This is a genomic window from Streptomyces sp. NBC_00440, assembly GCF_036014215.1.
GTDB lineage: Bacteria > Actinomycetota > Actinomycetes > Streptomycetales > Streptomycetaceae > Streptomyces.
Genome location: NZ_CP107921.1, coordinates 2211761 through 2227641 on the forward strand (window position 1 = coordinate 2211761; position 15881 = coordinate 2227641).

At 72.0% G+C, this 15881-nt stretch carries 14 protein-coding genes; 5 read left to right on the forward strand and 9 right to left on the reverse strand.

Translation table 11 applies throughout. From position 1 onward, the window contains the following. Positions 1 to 132 precede the first annotated feature (132 nt). Entirely contained in the window at positions 133 to 936 is an 804-nt protein-coding gene (gene modA / locus OHB13_RS09925) for a molybdate ABC transporter substrate-binding protein (RefSeq protein ID WP_266857357.1), read from the reverse strand. Between the two features lie 173 nt (positions 937 to 1109). Beyond that, positions 1110 to 1505, reverse strand: coding sequence for a TOBE domain-containing protein (locus OHB13_RS09930; protein ID WP_266857355.1), 396 nt, complete (start codon positions 1503 to 1505; stop codon positions 1110 to 1112). Positions 1506 to 1696: 191 nt separating this feature from the next. Here OHB13_RS09930 and OHB13_RS09935 point away from each other — a divergent pair, with 191 nt between their 5' ends. Beyond that, a complete protein-coding gene (locus OHB13_RS09935; RefSeq protein WP_328376801.1) occupies positions 1697 to 2116 on the forward strand; it encodes a TOBE domain-containing protein in 420 nt (139 codons plus the stop codon). Positions 2117 to 2236: 120 nt separating this feature from the next. On the opposite strand, the gene OHB13_RS09940 is transcribed toward OHB13_RS09935, so the two are convergent. The 3 genes from OHB13_RS09940 to OHB13_RS09950 form a co-directional block, all read right to left on the reverse strand. Next, positions 2237 to 2731 (reverse strand): molybdopterin-dependent oxidoreductase, encoded by a 495-nt coding sequence (locus tag OHB13_RS09940; protein ID WP_328376802.1) that lies wholly within the window; start codon positions 2729 to 2731, stop codon positions 2237 to 2239. 173 nt (positions 2732 to 2904) lie between these two features. Next, on the reverse strand, positions 2905 to 5910 hold the full coding sequence (locus OHB13_RS09945) for a molybdopterin-dependent oxidoreductase (protein ID WP_328376803.1): 3006 nt from the start codon (positions 5908 to 5910) through the stop codon (positions 2905 to 2907). Beyond that, positions 5907 to 6731 carry an FAD binding domain-containing protein gene (locus OHB13_RS09950; RefSeq protein WP_328376804.1) on the reverse strand — a complete coding sequence of 275 codons (825 nt, stop codon included), beginning with the start codon at positions 6729 to 6731 and terminating at the stop codon, positions 5907 to 5909. Before OHB13_RS09950 ends, OHB13_RS09945 begins: the two co-directional genes overlap by 4 nt. Positions 6732 to 7093: 362 nt before the next feature. On the opposite strand from OHB13_RS09950, the gene OHB13_RS09955 reads away from it, so the two are divergent. Continuing rightward, positions 7094 to 8653: a PucR family transcriptional regulator gene (locus OHB13_RS09955; RefSeq protein WP_328376805.1), complete on the forward strand. Its 1560-nt coding sequence runs from the start codon at positions 7094 to 7096 to the stop codon at positions 8651 to 8653. Positions 8654 to 8703: 50 nt separating this feature from the next. On the opposite strand, the gene OHB13_RS09960 is transcribed toward OHB13_RS09955, so the two are convergent. Further along, positions 8704 to 8832, reverse strand: coding sequence for a hypothetical protein (locus OHB13_RS09960; protein ID WP_266857344.1), 129 nt, complete (start codon positions 8830 to 8832; stop codon positions 8704 to 8706). A gap of 17 nt (positions 8833 to 8849) precedes the next feature. Continuing rightward, the gene (locus OHB13_RS09965) at positions 8850 to 9245 is read right to left on the reverse strand and encodes a TOBE domain-containing protein (protein WP_266857342.1); all 396 of its coding nucleotides are present in this window, start codon (positions 9243 to 9245) and stop codon (positions 8850 to 8852) included. Positions 9246 to 9405: 160 nt separating this feature from the next. On the opposite strand from OHB13_RS09965, the gene OHB13_RS09970 reads away from it, so the two are divergent. Further along, a complete protein-coding gene (locus OHB13_RS09970; protein ID WP_266857340.1) occupies positions 9406 to 10011 on the forward strand; it encodes a helix-turn-helix domain-containing protein in 606 nt (201 codons plus the stop codon). Positions 10012 to 10186: 175 nt separating this feature from the next. Further along, positions 10187 to 11059, forward strand: a complete 873-nt coding sequence (locus OHB13_RS09975; RefSeq protein WP_266857338.1) for a class I SAM-dependent methyltransferase — start codon at positions 10187 to 10189, stop codon at positions 11057 to 11059. 66 nt (positions 11060 to 11125) lie between these two features. Here the strand turns inward: OHB13_RS09975 and OHB13_RS09980 are convergent, their stop codons facing one another. Both OHB13_RS09980 and OHB13_RS09985 read right to left on the reverse strand, forming a co-directional pair. After that, the gene (locus tag OHB13_RS09980) at positions 11126 to 12016 is read right to left on the reverse strand and encodes a hypothetical protein (RefSeq protein ID WP_328376806.1); all 891 of its coding nucleotides are present in this window, start codon (positions 12014 to 12016) and stop codon (positions 11126 to 11128) included. A gap of 8 nt (positions 12017 to 12024) precedes the next feature. Beyond that, the gene (locus OHB13_RS09985; RefSeq protein ID WP_328376807.1) at positions 12025 to 12843 is read right to left on the reverse strand and encodes a papain-like cysteine protease family protein; all 819 of its coding nucleotides are present in this window, start codon (positions 12841 to 12843) and stop codon (positions 12025 to 12027) included. 207 nt (positions 12844 to 13050) lie between these two features. On the opposite strand from OHB13_RS09985, the gene OHB13_RS09990 reads away from it, so the two are divergent. Further along, on the forward strand, positions 13051 to 15873 hold the full coding sequence (locus OHB13_RS09990; RefSeq protein WP_328376808.1) for an AAA family ATPase: 2823 nt from the start codon (positions 13051 to 13053) through the stop codon (positions 15871 to 15873). The last annotated feature ends 8 nt before the right edge of the window (positions 15874 to 15881 follow it).

Sequence of the window (15881 nt, forward strand, 5' to 3'; positions counted from 1 at the left end):
GCCGCGGCCGCGAGTCCGTACAAGGCGGCTCCGTACAAGGCGGGGTCCATACAAGGCGAATCCGTACGGGGCTGTCCACCGTCCGTGCGACAAGGACAGCCCCGTACGGCCGTGTTGGAGGCAGCGCGCGTACTACGGCTTCTGGAAGCCCGCGCCCTGGAGGATCTTCTGCGCCTCGGGGCTGTCGAGCCAGGTGACGAACGCGGCGGCCGCGGCCGAGTTCTTCGATCCCTTGACGGTCGCCGCCGGGTAGGAGGCGACGGCGTTCTGCGCGTCGGGGATGGTGACCGTGTCGACCTTGCCGGGCGCCGTGGCGGCGTCCGTCTTGTAGACGATGCCCGCGTCGGCCTCGCCCAGCTCGACCTTGGACAGGACGGCGCGGACGTTCACCTCCTGCGAGACCGGCTTCACCTTGATCTTCTGCGCGTCCAGCACCTTCTGGCTGTAGTTGCCCACCGGCACCTGAGGTGCGGCGAGGACGACCTTCAGCTTGCTGTTGGAGAGGTCCTTCAGGCTGTGGACCTTGTCCGGGTTGCCCTTGCGGGTGACGATGACCAGACGGTTCTTGGCGATGATCTCCGGCTTGCCGACCTCGGACTTGAGACCGTCCATGGTCTTGGTGTCCGCCGTGACCAGAGCGTCGGCCGGGTCACCCTGCTTCACCTGGGTGGCGAGGTCCTGGGAGCCGGCGAAGGAGTACTTGATCGTCGTGCCGGGGTGCTCCTTCTCGTACACCTTCTTCGCGGTGCCGAACACATCGGTCAGCGAGGAGGCTGCGAGGACGGTCAGATCGGCCTTCGGCGTACCGGAGGCAGCGGCCTTCGCGCCGGTGTCCTTCTTGCTGTCGTCCTTGCCGCCACAGGCGGCCAGCGGCAGCAGCAGGGCTGCCGTGACGATCGCGGTGGCGGTACGGCGGCGGGTGAAGATGCGAGACATGAGGGTGGAACTCCTTGAGGGACGGGCGGCAGGGGCTGCTGCCCGAGCGGATGGGGATGAGCCACGCCGAATGGGGGCCTCCCGGCTCGGGTTGCTCCGAGGATTCGGGGAAGGGCGACGCCGCTGTGTTGGGGAGCTGATTGCGGGAGCGGGCACCTGAGCCGGCACGGGGCTCAGGTCCTGTCGATGTGCACACTGGTCGACTTGACGCGGGCGGTGGCCTGCATGCCGACCTCCAGGCCGAGTTCCTCGACGGCCTCCCTGGTGAGGAGGGAGACCATCCGGTGAGGGCCGGCCTGGATTTCCACCTGGGCTGCCACATCGCCGAGTTTCACGGCGGTGACGATGCCCGGGAAGGCGTTGCGCGCCGAGGTGTAGGACGCACCGTCCTCGCCTGCGGCGTTCTGTCCGATCTCGATCGAGAAGGCGGCCAGATCGCGTCCGTCGATGAGCCGGCGGCCGGCTTCATCGCGGTGGGTCGCGACTCTGCCGGCATCCGCCCAACGACGAGCGGTGTCGGGGCTGACGCCGAGCAGACGAGCCGCCTGACCGATCGTGTAGGACTGCATATGCGGAAAGATATGCCCAGTTGGCTCGCATTTGCAATTCATCAGGCGAAGCTATATGGCAGATGCCGCAGCCCTTGGAGGAAGACCCGAAGTACCGTTCGGGGACAGGGAGGGCGCGTGGGAGCGCGAGCGGAAGGAGGGGGACGTAGCATCGCAAATCCGACATCCCACTCTGCCTGCGAGGTTCCTCCATGTCTCTGAGCATCCGCAACCAGCTCCCCGGCACCGTCACCGGCGTCACCGACGGAGCGGTCATGGCGACCGTCAAGGTGCACCTCGGCGGCGGCCAGGAGGTCACCGCAGCGATCACCCTGGAGGCCGCGCGGGAGCTGGGGATCGCCGAGGGGGTCGCCGTACAGGCCCTGATCAAGTCCACCGAGATCTCCCTGGCGACCGGCACGGTCACCGGGCTGAGCATCCGCAACCGGCTTCCGGGCACGGTCACCGACGTCACGACGGGCGGAGCCATGGCGAGCGTCAAGGTCTCCGTCGAAGGAGCCGAGCTGACGGCGGCCATCACCAAGGAGTCGGCCGCCGAGCTCGGTCTCGCGCCGGGCTCGTCCGTCGTCGCACTCATCAAGTCCACCGAGGTCTCCCTCGCCACGGTGTGACGGCCTCCGCTCCCGCCACTGCGACGGCGGCCCCGGCGGGAGCAGTTGCGGCGGGAACGGGCACGAGTACGGGTACGGGTACGGGTACGGGTACGGGTACGGGTACGGGTACGGGTACGGCTACAGGTCGGCAAAGGCGCAGCTGCCGACCCAGACACTCGTGATCGCGCTGATGTAGCGCGCGCCGCAGCGGTCGGACGGGACCACCAGCTGACTGCCCGCCATGTCCAGGCCGCGCCCGTCCAGGGCGGTCGCCAGCAGGATCGGCGAGTCGGCGAAGTCCGCGTCGATCTCCGCCCAGGACAGCACCGTACGGTGCCCGTCCCCGCCGGTGACGGCCAGCAGGAAGCGGGAGCGGTCCTTGCGCCGCGCCGGATCGAAGGCCGGCCGGGCGTCGCCGACGACGTCGCGCAGCAGCGGCCCTTCGAAGGTGTGGTGCTGCGGGCCGTTCTTGGCGCAGTCGAAGACCACATCCGCCCGGTGCTGCCCCCACCGGGCCCGCAGATCCGCCACCGTCAGCGCTATGGGCCGGATCAACTCGCCTTTGAGCACAAAGCTCTTGGGCGCCAGCGGGGCAGCACGGACGGAGCGAGACGGTGCGCTGATTCCACTCATGGGGTTCCCCCTCCAGGCGGGCCACTCGGCGTCCGCCCTTGCCTGGAGCCCATGATGCCCACCGCGCCAGCCCCTGAACCACATATGCGGGACGATTCGGCTCATCAGGCTCGCTGATAGGAGTGAAGAGAGCCCTGAAAGGCGGCATACGCGAGATTCCTGGCGGGGTGGTGCTACTCATCCAGGCCCCGCGCCCGCCGGTCCATGGCAAGCCATACGCGGTCGCGGGTGACCGGAAGCTCGGTGAAGCGGATGCCGGTGGCGTCCCGCAGCGCGTTCGCCAGGGCCGGGGCGACCGGGTTGAACGGGCTCTCGCTCATGGACTTCGCGCCCAGCGGGCCGATCGCGTCGTCGGTCTCCATGAAGTGCACCTCGGTACGGGGCACATCGGCGTAGGCGGGCAGCCGGTACATACGGAAGGCGGGCGTGGTGACCTGGCCGCGGTCTCCGAGCCGTACGTTCTCGAAGAGCGTGGCACCCAGCGCCTGGGCCACACCTCCTTCGACCTGGCCGCGGCACTGCATCGGGTTCATCACCTTGCCCGCGTCCGCCGCGTGCACACTGCGCAGGATGCGGATCTCTCCGCTGCCCGGATCGACGGCGATCTTGAACCACTGGGCGTTGAACGCCACCGAGCGGGGCGTGCCGCCGAAGTGGCCGTCCTCGGCGAGTTCCTGGCCCGCGGCCTGCGCTGCCGCGTACAACTCCTTGAGCAGCAGGCGGCGTTCACCGCACTCCACGGCTTCCTCGACCAGCCGGCAGTCCTCCTTGGCCACCCCGAGATGGGCAGCGGCGAAGGACAGCAGCGACGCCGCGAGCGCCTGTGATGCCCGCAGTGTCGCCTTGCCCGCCACCACGGTGCCGGTCGAGCCGAAAGCGCCCGTGTCGTGGCGCACCACATCCGTGTCCGACTGGCGGATGGTGATCTGCTCGACGGTCGTGCCGAGTTCGCCCGCGGCGACCTGCCGGTGCACGGTGGTGGTGCCGTTGCCGAACTCGGCCGTACCGACGGCGAGGTCGAAGGTGCCGTCGGCGAGCAGGGTGACGCGCGCGTCGGCGATGTGGCCGCCGGGCGGTCCGGTGGCGATCATCGAGAGGGCCGAGCCCTCGCCGACGAGCCATCCGTCGGGCACGGAACCGCCCGGCGGCGAGGCCTGCGGGTCCTCCGTCTGCCCCTTCTCCTTCTCCTTCTCCTGCTCCTGCTCCTGCTCCTTCTCCTGCTCCTGCTCCTGTGCCGCGCGGACGATACCCAGGCACTGGTCGAGCCCGTAGCTCGCGATGTGCAGGTCCTCCTCCTCACCGTCGGCGGTGATCATCGGCTCGCCCGCCTTGATGATGTTGCGCGCCTTCAGCTCCATCGGGTCCATGTCCAGCTGCCTGGCCAGCTCGTCGAGCACGGACTCCATACCGAAGACGACCTGCCCGAGCCCGTACCCCCGGAACGCGCCCGCCGGAACGGCATGGGTGTAGACCGAGTAACCGTCCGCCTTCTTGTTGGGACAGCGGTACACCGACAGGGACTCGCCGCAGGCGTGGAACATCACGGCCGGGCCGTGGTTCCCGTACGCCCCCGTGTTGGAGACCACCCGCAGCTGGAGCGCGGTGAGCGTGCCGTCGCGCCGGGCCCCGGCCTTGATGCGGATACGGAACGGATGGCGGGTGGTGGCGCCGTAGAACTGCTCTGCCCGGGTGTACTCCAGCTTGACCGGGCGGCCCGTCCGCATCGCGGCGAGCGCGACGATGTCCTCGACGATCATCTCCTGCTTGCCGCCGAACCCGCCGCCGACCCGGCCCGCGACCACGCGCACCTTCTCCAGCGGCAGTTCGAAGAGGACGCAGAGGGCGCGCCGGGTCAGGAACGGGGTCTGGCTGCTCGTCCGTACCATCAGCCGCTGTCCTTCGGGCGGAGCGGGAATCCCGGCCGTGCGGCCGGTGGACCCTTCCTCCTCTTCCCTCTCGGACTCTTCCGCCTCGGGCTGCTTCCCCTCGGCGCTGTCGGCGCTGTCGGCGCGGCCGGCCTCGTCCGTTTCGCCTGCCCTGCTGATCCTGTCGACCCCCACGGCGGAGCCCACCTCGCCGCCCGGGCCCTCGTTCATGGGCTCGAACCAGGCGACCGCCCCATGCGTCTCCAGGCTGGCGTGCTGCACCCGCTGGGTGCGGAAGTCCTGCTCGTACACCACATCGGCCTCGGCGAACCCGGCCTCGACATCGCCGATCTCCCCGTGCGCCTCACCGACGACGTTGTCCTGCGGACGGGAGATACGGGCCTTCTTCGCGTCCTTGGCGTGTACGACGGGGGCGCCCGGCAGCATCGCCTCCTCCGGGTCGAACACGGCGGGCAGCACCTCGTAGACGACCTCGATCCGGCGGCACCCCTCCTCGGCGGCCCCCTCGCTGTCGGCGACGACCGCGGCGACGCGCTGGCCGACATAACGCACGGTGTCGTCGAGCAGCCGGGTGTCGTCCGGGTCCTCCTCGGGGTGTTCGTGGCGGGCGGTGGAGTACAGCCGCTCCGGCGCGTCGTAGTGGGTCAGGACGGTGTGCACGCCGGGCACCCGCAGTGCGGCCGAGGTGTCGATGGAGACGATGCGGGCGTGCGCGTGCGGGGAACGCAGCAGCTTCATGTGCAGCAGTCCCGGCACCTCGATGTCGAAGGTGTAGCGCGCGGTACCGGTGACCACCTGCGGTCCCGCCGGGGCGGGCAGGCTGCGGCCGACGGCCTTGCCCGCGCAGGGCGCCTCCGCGTGCTTGACCCCGCGGATGGAGTCCTCGATCGCCCGGTAGCCGGTGCAGCGGCACAGGTTTCCCTTGAGCGCCCTGGGCAGGTCGGTCAGCTGGTCCTCGTCGAGCGCCGCGGTGGTCATCAGGAACCCGGCGGTGCAGAACCCGCACTGGAAGCCCTGCGCGTCGAGGAACTTCTGCTGTACGGGGTGGAGTTCACCGTCCTCCGCCAGCCCCTCCACGGTGGTGACCGAACGGCCTTCGGCGCGTACGGCGGGGTAGAGGCAGCTGTGCACGGGCTCACCGTCCACATGCACCGTGCACGCCCCGCAGTCCCCCGCGTCGCACCCCTTCTTCACACCGAACCAGCCGCGGTCCCGCAGATAGGTCCGCAGACACTGTCCGGGGCGGGGCTCGGCATCGAACCGCTTCTTGTTCACTTCGATCTCGTAGGTCATCGCGCACCGCCCTCGGTGAGTTCGGAACGGATCTCCTCGGCGAGGCGCAGCGCCATGTGGCGGCGCCACTCGGGGAGCCCGTGAATGTCGTCGAACCAGTCGTCGTCCTGGATCTTCCGCAGGATCGCCGCGCGCAGTTCGGCCGCTGTCGGCGGCAGCGGAAACCAGAACCGGAACGGCCGTACGGTCGAGGCCGTGACGGTGATGGCCAGCGAGCCGTCCAGCGGGTCGAGCGCACCGACGATCAGCGAACCGGAGCGGCCGAGCCCGTAGAGCGACGCCTGCCGGAACGCCGTACGGGAGGCGAGTGCGCGGGCGGGCAGGGTGACCGAGCGGAGCAACTCCCCCTGGCCCAGGTTCTTGACCCCGGCACCGATGATGAAGTCGGTGACCGGCAGGCGGCGCAGGGATCCGTCCTGCGCGCGGAGCAGGCAGACTCCGTCGAGCCCGGCGGTGAGCGAGATCATCGGGCCGGCCGGCAGACCGTTGCAGAGGTTCCCGCCGAGGGTCGCCATGTTCCAGATCTTGAACGAGGCGAGGAAGGCCCGGCAGCACTGCTCGACGAGTGGCGCCGCGGGGGCCTGCCAGGACTTCCCGAACCGGGAGAGCTGCGCGATCGTGCAGGTCGCCGCGATCTCCAGATCGCCGTTCGGCAGCTCCTTCAGCGGCTCCCAGCCCATCCGGCTGAGGTCGATCAGCCGCCGCAGCCGGGGCTGGGGCTCGGAGAAGAGGTAGGTGCCGCCGCCCAGCCAGTAGTCGCCGGGCCGCCATACCGGCTTGGTGCGCGCGTCGCACACGTCGGCCACTGTGTTGAGGTCCATACCGCTCCCCCTTTTTCCTTCTCCGGGCTCTTCGCGCTCCCGGCTCGTGCTCCCGGTTCGTGCTGCTCGGGGTTTCCGCTTCTCGGGCCGCCGCCGCTTCGGGCGGCGCTCCGCGGGCCGCCTGGACTGTGTCCGGCGCCCGCACCGTTGGCACGTACTCCGTCAGTGAAGCAACGCGCCACGGTCCGGCACGACTGGTTTCAGCCACGGAAATCCGCCAGGTCCCCAGCGCGATGGTTGGATGATCAACCAAGAGGCATTCCGGCACGGCTCCCTAGCATTTACGATGGCTCCACTCGCACTCGCCTAGTGAATGTGAGATGCCGGATCTTCAGGTCGGGCGCCGTACAAGGAGCCAGAGCATGCACGTCGAACAACTTCTCCAGCTCGAATCGCTCGATCTGGCCCTGCTCTGGGGGGAGCGCCCGCTCCTCACCCGGGAAATCAGCGGTGTCACCGCGACGGACCTGGAGGACCCGGCACGCTTCCTCCAGCAGGGCGAGATCGTGCTGAGCGGGCTGGTCTGGTGGAGCCCCGGCGACAGCCCGGCGAAGACCGACCACTTCGTCTCGGCGCTCCGCTCGGCCGGGGCGACAGCGCTCCTCGCGGGCGAGGAGACCCACGGCACCGTCCCCGGCGTCCTGGTCGACTCCTGCCGCGAACACGGCGTCCCGCTGCTCTCCGTACCGGCCCAGACGAGCTTCCGCGCCATCACCGAGGCGGTCTATCTGCGCCAGTGGGGCGACCTCAGCCGCCGCCCGGCCCACCACTACGCGCTGCCCGAGAACGTCCGGACGGAGCTGGCCAGGCTGCTCGCGGACGGTGCGGGCCCCGACGAACTCCTGGACCGCGCCTTCGCCCACCTCGGCCGGCTGCCCTGCTACCTGCTCGCGGCCGGGGGCCGCACCCTCGGCCGTACGCCGTCCGCCCCCGAGCTGCCCGTACGGCGGGCCGCCGCGCTGCTGCGGGACACCGCCCGGGACACCACCCGGGTCGCCCTGCGCATCGAGGCGGACTCGGGCCCCTACGACACCTGGCACCTCTACCTCCCCGACCCGGCGGAGGCCCCGCCGCGCGTACTCCACGAGATCGCCGACGTGATGGCCCAGTACCGCCACGCCCTCGACCGCCACCGGGCGGCGGAGCAGCGGACGGCCGACGAACTGCTGGCCCTGGTCGACTCCCCGGTGGCCGACGCGACGGCGCTGGACTCCGCGCTGACCGCCTGCGGGCTCCCGGCGCACGGCCACTACCGCGTGATCGTCGCCACGCTGGGTGCCTACGGATCGCAGCAGAACGAGGGGACCGGCGCGCGGGCCGCGCTCACCGAGGCGCTGAGCCATGCCGCGGCCGGCCCGTTCGCCGTGGGGCTGCGGCCGGGCGGCGCGGCGGTGGCCGTCCTGCACACCGGCCAGGACGGCGACCGCCGCACCGCCGGGCGGCCCGCGGTCGACCAGGCGTGGTCGCTGCTGCACGCCTGCGCCCCGGAGACACCGCTGCACGCCGGCATCAGCGACAGCACCCCGGGGCCCAGCGGCCTCAACTCCGCTCTCGGGCAGGCGCGTTACGCCCTGGCGGCGGCCGCCACCGCCGACGCCGGAGCCGACCGGGTCACCGCGGTCGACGACCTCACCTCACTGGACGCACTGCTGGCGGGCATCCCCACCGACGTACGCACGGCCTTCAGCGCCAACGCCCTGGGCCCCCTGTCCGACAGCTCCAGCAGCTCGCACCGGGTGCTGCTGGAGACACTGGAGGCCTTCCTCGACCACAACTGCTCCTGGACCCGCACCGCGGAGGCCCTGCATCTGCACGTCAACACGGTGCACTACCGCATCCAGCGCGTGGAGGCCCTGACCGGCCGCGGGCTCTCCAACCTGGACGACAAACTCGATCTGCACGCCGCACTGAAGTGCCGCTGACGGACCGCCGCTGACGCCCTCCGTCGCCGACTCTCACGGCCTGCGGTCTCTCAGGCGTCCAGGGCGGTGATGGCATCGGCCAGGCGGTGCAACTGGCGAGCGAGCCGGGTGCGTTCGGCGGGCGGGAACTGCGCCAGGGTGCGGGTCTGGCGTTCGGCCCGTGCCGCCCACTGATCCACCGGCTACCGGCTACCGGCTACTGCCTGTCGATATGAACGTTGGTCGACTTCACGCGCGCCGTCGCGGTCACCCCGACGACGAGCCCCAGCTCATCGACGGCCTCCCGGCTCACCAGGGAGACCAGCCGGTGCGGCCCGGACTGGATCTCGACCTGGGCGACCACGTCGTCAACGACGACCCGGGTGACGATCCCCGCGAAGGAGTTCCGTACGGAGGTGTGGACCTCCCCCGGCACCGGATGCAGGCCCTCGGCCCGCCCCTTGGCGAAGGCGGCGAGGCTCACCCCGTCGATGACGCGGTTCCCCGAACCGTCCCGGTCCATGGCGATCTGCCCCCCGTCGGCCCAGCGGCGGACGGTCTCAGGACTCACACCGAGCAGTCCCGCTGCCTGGCCAATGCTGTACGACGGCATTCCAGCACCCTAGAGCCTCCCGTCCCGATGGCGGACGACGGCGTCATGGTGCGGGTGGTGTCGGCACGTTCCGCTGTGCGCGCGGCGACGAGGGCGGCACCGGTGTCGGCGGTGCGGCCGCACCGGCCGCACCGGGCAGGGCTTGCGTATCCGGCATAGCATGTTGCCCGTGCCGCAAGACGATGGGGAGTTCGACCGCCTCGTACGCCAACGGATCCGCGCGCTGCGCGTGGCGCAGGGCTGGTCTCTGGACGAGCTGGCCACCCGCGCCCGGCTCAGCCCCTCCACGCTCAGCCGGATCGAGAACGGTCAGCGCCGCCTCGCTCTGGACCAGCTCTTCACCCTCGCCCGCGCGCTGGACACCACGCTCGACCAACTGATCGAGACGGCCACGGACGACGTCATCTCCAGCCCGGTGATCGACTCCGCCCACCAGCTGATGCGCTGGCCCGTCCGGGCGGACCCGGGCATGAGCGTCGTACGCCGGCGCATGACGAACCCACCGCCCGACAGCCCGTCACGTATGCGCGCCCACCCGGGGCGCGAATGGTTCGTCGTCCTCTCCGGCACTGCCGTGCTGCTCCTGGGCGACCGGCGCTTGCGGGTGGAGACCAACCAGGCCGCCGAGTTCCCCACGATGGTCCCGCACGCCATCGGTGCCGCAGGCGGGCCGTGCGAGGTCCTCGGCATCTTCGACCGCGACGCCCGCCGCGGCCACCAGCGCGACGACGACAGCACCGGGGACCCGGACAGCCCGTCGCGTTGATCCCGGCCGCCCCCCCTGCGGCCCCCGGCGACTCCTCGCCGCGGCGCCTCCCTAGCTCATTCCGTAGCCCATTCCGTGCCGGCTGCTTGCGCGGCCGGCACGGAAAGCGTCCACCCTCTTGCTCTTCCGGGAAGCGACCGGGCCGCACCCACGTGATCCTCGTAGCGTGGGCGCCATGACACACCCCTCCCCGCACGCGGCGCACGACCACGGCGCCCACCCGGCCCACGCACCGGAGCACGACACCGACGGCCAGGCGGAGCTTCTCGACCTGGACGCCGAGGTGCTCGCCGAACACACCGCCTCCATCACCGCATGGCTGCCCGTCGCAGCCGACCCCCGCCACATCGTGGATCTGGGCTGCGGAACGGGAGCCGGCACCCTCGCACTGCTCAAGCGCTTTCCCCGGGCCGTTGTGACCGCGGTCGACACCTCGGCCGACCACCTGCAACGCCTGCGGCACAAGGCCGGGGCAGCGGGCCTCGCCGACCGGGTGCACACCGTGGAGGCCGACCTCGACAGGGCCTGGCCAGAGCTCGGCACGCCCGAACTGGTGTGGGCATCAGCCTCCATGCACCACATGGCCGACCCCGACCGCACCCTGCGCCGGGTCCACGACACACTCGCCCCCAACGGGCTGTTCGCCGTCGTCGAACTGGCAGGCTTCCCGCGCTTCCTGCCCGAGAACGCCCCGGCAGACCGTCCCGGACTCGAAGAACGCTGCCACACCGCACTCGACCGCCACCATGCCGAGCAGGTGCCCCACCGCGGCGCCGACTGGGGGCCGAAGCTGACCGCCGCGGGCTTCACCGTCGAGGGCGAACGCGTCGTCACCGTCAACATCGGACCACCCCACACCGAGGCCGTCGGCCGCTACGCACTCGGCAGCCTGACCCGCATACGCGGCGGCGTCGCCGAGACGCTGCCGGCCGAAGACCTCGCCGCTCTCGACCGACTGCTCGACACCGAGAGCCCCCACAGCATCCTGCGCCGCGACGACCTGACGGTACGCACCGAACGCACGGTGTGGGCCGCCCGCCGCCCCTGAGCACCGCGCCCCGCTCCCCCTCCGGCAGACCGCGGAGAGGGAGCGGGGCGATGGGAACCGACCGGATCAGACGGACGACCGGTACCTTCGGCGGATCAGCCAGGCTCCGCAGCAGGCGACGGCCGCGGCCAGACCGCCGCCCGCGAGCGCGGCCGGTGTGCTCGCGGATGTGCTCGCCGTCGCCGATGTGCGGTGGCCCGGGCCCGCCGAAGAAGCCGAGGCACCCGTCGGGAAGCCGCCGATCATGCCCGCCTTCCGGTAGCCGGAGCCGGGGAGCTTGTCGGCGTACCGGCTGTGGACGAGCTTCCGGTACGTGGCGAGCGGCACGCCCGCCTTGCCGACTTCGGCGCGGGCCGGGCCGTTCAGCGGCAGGACGTCGCCGCTGTGGACCCGGTACCAGGCCGTGGTCTGCGGCTCGGAGAAGACCAGGTCGCCGTGGGCCCGGCCGGGGTACGAGACCTCGTCCGAGCCGGAGATCGTGTTGATGACGGACCAGTGGCCCGAGTGCTGGTCCCGGCCGATCCAGACGCTCGCCGGCACGCCCTTGGCCGAGGTCGCCCCGACGGCCGCGAAGGCGAACCGGGCGACCGGCACGGACGCCGAACCACCCTTGACGAAGGCCGGGTTGAGGACGTACACCGCCTGAGCCGTACGGGAGACCCGGGGGTTCTCCTTGGCGGCGGCAGCGGCGAGCGCCTTCTCGGCGTGCGGTACCAGGCCCTTGTCGCCCGCGGTCCGCGCGTCGAGCTGGGCGAAGAACGTGGCGAGACCGCTGACCGCAGGACCGGTCGACGCCGCCGAAGCGGCACCGGCCAGCTCGGCCGGGGACGGAGCTGCGGGCCCGGCCGGAGCGGGCGCCGCGAACGCCGTCCCGGAGGCCAGCGCCAGAGCGATCACGGCCAGTGGCGCGGCGAGCAGCCGCGACCGTACACGGGAGTTCGATTCGGTGGTGGTCATCGCGCGCCTCACCTCTCCCCGTACAGGGACTGGCCCCACTGGAACTGGGAGTTGCTGACGTAGCTGCTGTAATTCATCTGCCCGTAGCGGGGGTTGGACGGCCACGGGTCGGCGTACAGGAGGGTCTGACTGCTCGCGTCGTACCCGTACAGGACGTTCGCGTGCCCGCCGCCCGCGGTCCAGTAGATGCCGGCCTCCACGGGCGAACCGGCGTCGATGGACCGGGCGACGGTGCTGAAGGACGCGGCGCCGGTGACCTGGCCGACGCTCGTCATCCCGGTTCCGGCCCAGGCGTTCTGCACATCGGTCAGTTCACCGGGCTGGTTGGGGCAGGGGGTACCGGCCGGAAGGCCGCGGGCGTAGTCGCAGAACGTGTTCTGGCTGACGCCGCTGCCGTGGCCGAGGAACTGCGCGATGGACAGGCCGGTGGCATCCCAGCACCACTCGTCCTGCTGCTGGGTCTGCTCGGTGAAGTCGAGCTGCCCGGACGCGCCGTACGACGTGCCGCGCCCGGCGGCCTGGGCGGAACCGGAGGAGGCTGCGGAGGCGGACGCCGCGCAGGGTATGAGCAGCCCGACGGCGGCGAGGGCCGCCAGGAGCAGGTTCCGCGTACGGCGACCGGACAACTGCGCCGCGGGGGGGGGGGGGAAGCGGCTCGGTCCGGTGGGGTACCGCGTTTCCGGAGGGTCATCGTCACTCCTGACTCGGTCAACTCGACGCCCGGGGAGCAGGCGCTTCGAGTGGGGGGATTGAGGGAGGTGCGGGTATTGAGGACGGTGCGGGTGAGGAACGTCTGGACCATAGGAGCGGCCGGCCCCGCGCAGCACCCCTGCTGACCGAGAGCAAGGGGTTCCCCCGTACCCACCGACCCCTGGGGCCTTCCGTCCGGATCGGGCCGGGAGCCGTCCGGCGGCCGGTCACGGGGCGGGACCGGTGCTTGCCCGCACCTCTTGACGCCCGTAAGGGCGAGGGCCACCATGCTCCCCACCGGTCCTGGGACGAGCCGAACCCGGCCGGCGACGACGAGGAAGCCCATGCCCAACACCGTGCAGGGGGAGCGCCGGGAGATCATCGACCGGCTCGACAGTGAACTCGCCGCCCACGGTGGCGTTCTGCTGCACGGCCCCGCCGGCATCGGCAAGACCTTCGTGGCCCACGCGCTCGCCGACCGCGGCAGGACCCGTGGTGACCTGGTTCTTCTCACGGGCCCCGAGGAGGCCGAGCGGCTGCTGCCGTACTCGGCGGTCGCCGATCTCTTCCGTACGCTGAACGACGGTCAGCTGCACGCACTCCCCGCCCCGCAGCGCTCGGCCCTGCGCGGCGTGCTGCGCCGTGAGCCGGCAGCTCCGGAGGGGCCCGATCCCGTGGCGCTGCGCCTGGCCGTGGTGACGCTGCTGGTCTCGCTCGGCGCGGGCCGCCCGGTGCTTCTGGTGATCGACGCGGCGCAGCTGGTCGACGCGGCCAGCGCGCAGCTCCTGGCCTTCGCCGCCCGCAGGACGGACCCGGCACGGGTGCGGACGCTGGTCACCGAGACCACCGCACCCGGCGCCGCTCCCGCCGCCGGGCCCGCGCTGTGTCCGCGGACGGCGCGGGAGTTCGTACTGCCGCCGCTGTCCCTCACGGAACTGTCCGGATGGCCCGGGAACCACGGACTCCCCCACTGGCTGCTGCGCGAGGTGTACGGAACGAGCGCGGGCAACCCGCTGTTCGCGCTGGAGCTGATCCGCGCCGCCACCGCCCTGCCGGAGCCGCCGGCCAGGGACGATCCGCTGCCGCTGACGGAGCGGTTGCGTGTGCTGCTGGGGCGGCGGCTGGGCGATCCGGGACCGGACGACCGGTGGGTCCTGCTGCTGGCGGCGCTCGCGACGGAGCCGACGCCCGGTCTGCTGCGCCGGGCCGTCACCGACCCCGTGACACCGGGGCCCCGGCTGTCCGCCGCGGACGTCGATCCGGTCGTCTCCGGGGCGTGCCGGGCCGGGCTCCTCACCGGGGACGGGGATGTGCTCCGGTTCGCCCATCCGATGCTCGCCGCCGCGCTGCGGACCTGCTCCGCCGCCGACCTCCGTGCCGCGCACGCCTGCCTCGGCGGGGCCGTGACCGATCCGCTCGAACGCGTACGCCATCTCGCGCTGGCCGCCACGGGCCCGGACGGGGCGCTGGCAGACGCGCTGGCCGCGGGCGCGGAACAGGCGCGCCGCCGGGGGGCCAAGGAGACCGCGGCGCAGCTCGGGCGGCTGGCGCTCCTGCGGACTCCCGCCACGCAGGGCGCAGTACTCGTCGAGCGGGCCCTCGCCGGAGCCCAACTGGCGTACGACGCGGCCGACTACGAGCTGACCCGCGAGCTGGCGCGTTCCGCGCTGCGGAGCGCGGCGTCACCCGCTCAGCGCGTCCAGGCGTGTCTGCTCGTCATCCACGCCTCCAACCAGGCGCTGCACGAGGCGGCGGAGGTCTTCGACGAGATGCTGGTGAGCGTCGGCGACGACCTGGGGCTGCATGCCCAACTGCACTACGCGCGGGCGCTGCGGGCGCACATCACGGACGGTGAGACGGCGCTGGCCCGGGTCGAGGCGGCGCGGGCGGCGGCGCTGGCCCGCCGGGCCACCGACCGTACGACCGAGCTGATGGCGCTGTCCCTTGAGGCGTTCACGGCAGCGGTGCTGGGCAGGGCCGACGCGGCCGAGCCGCTGGCACGGGCGCTGTCGACCCCGCAGGACAGCGGCCTCTCGGGCGGTCACAACGGTCCCAGAGCGATCAAGGCGAGGCTCGACCTGTTCGCCGACCGCCATCAGGAGGCCGCCGGTGCACTCACGCTGCTGCTCCAGCGGGCCAGGGACAGCGGCACGGTGGAGGACGTGATCTTCCTGCTCTGCGCGTCGATCGACGTCGATCTGCGGGCCGGACGGAGTGCGGCGGCTCTGGCGTCGGCCGGTGAGGTGTCCCGGCTGAGCCGGGAGATCGGGGTCCGGCTCGGCCCGGTGCCGCACAGCCTGGCGCTCGCCGAGGCGGCGGGCGGCGAGCTGTCCCGGGCGGCCGCGCTGGCCCGCGAGGGGGTGGCGGTCGCCCGCTCCCGGCACGACCAGATCTTCCTGCCGCTGGCGCTCTGCGCCCTGGGTCATGTGCAGGCGCGCTCCCAGGACCCCGCAGGCGCAGTCGAGACCCTGGGCCAGGCGCGGGACATAGCCGAACGGCGGGGAATCGTCGACCCGTTGGCCGTCCCGTGGGCCGTCGACCTCACCGAGGCGCTGGTCGCCGTCGGGGACCACGAGCGGGCCGAATCCGTGGCCGGTGAGGCACTCCTGACGGCGGACCGGCTGTCGCGGCACGGGGTGTCGGCGTCGCTGCACCGCGCGAGAGCGCTGTGCCGGGCAGCGAGTACGGACCGTGCGGCGGCCCGCGAGGCGGTGACCGAACTCCACCGGGCGGCCGACTGCCACCGGGACGCCGGGCTGCTGATCGAATACGGCCGTGACCTGCTGGCACTGGGCACGGTCGAATGGCGCCAGCGGCACACGACGGCAGCGGCCACCGCATGGCGCCGGGCGGCCACCGTCTTCCGGGAGTGCGCCGCACACCCCTGGCTGCGTCAGGCGGCGGCCGAACTGTCCAGGACCGGACGCCCCACGGCCGGCCCTCACGGTGGCACGGAGGGCGACCCCGCCCGCACGCTGACGGGCATCGAGCACCGGATCGCCACCATGGTCGCCGCGGGCTCGACCAACCGGGAGGTGGCCACGGGTCTGTTCCTGGCGGTGAAGACAGTGGAGTCGAGCCTCACCAGGATCTACCGCAAACTGGGCGTCCGGTCCCGCACGGAACTGGGCGTCCTGCTGAGAACTCCGCCGGGACTGCCACGCTGAGCGCCGGG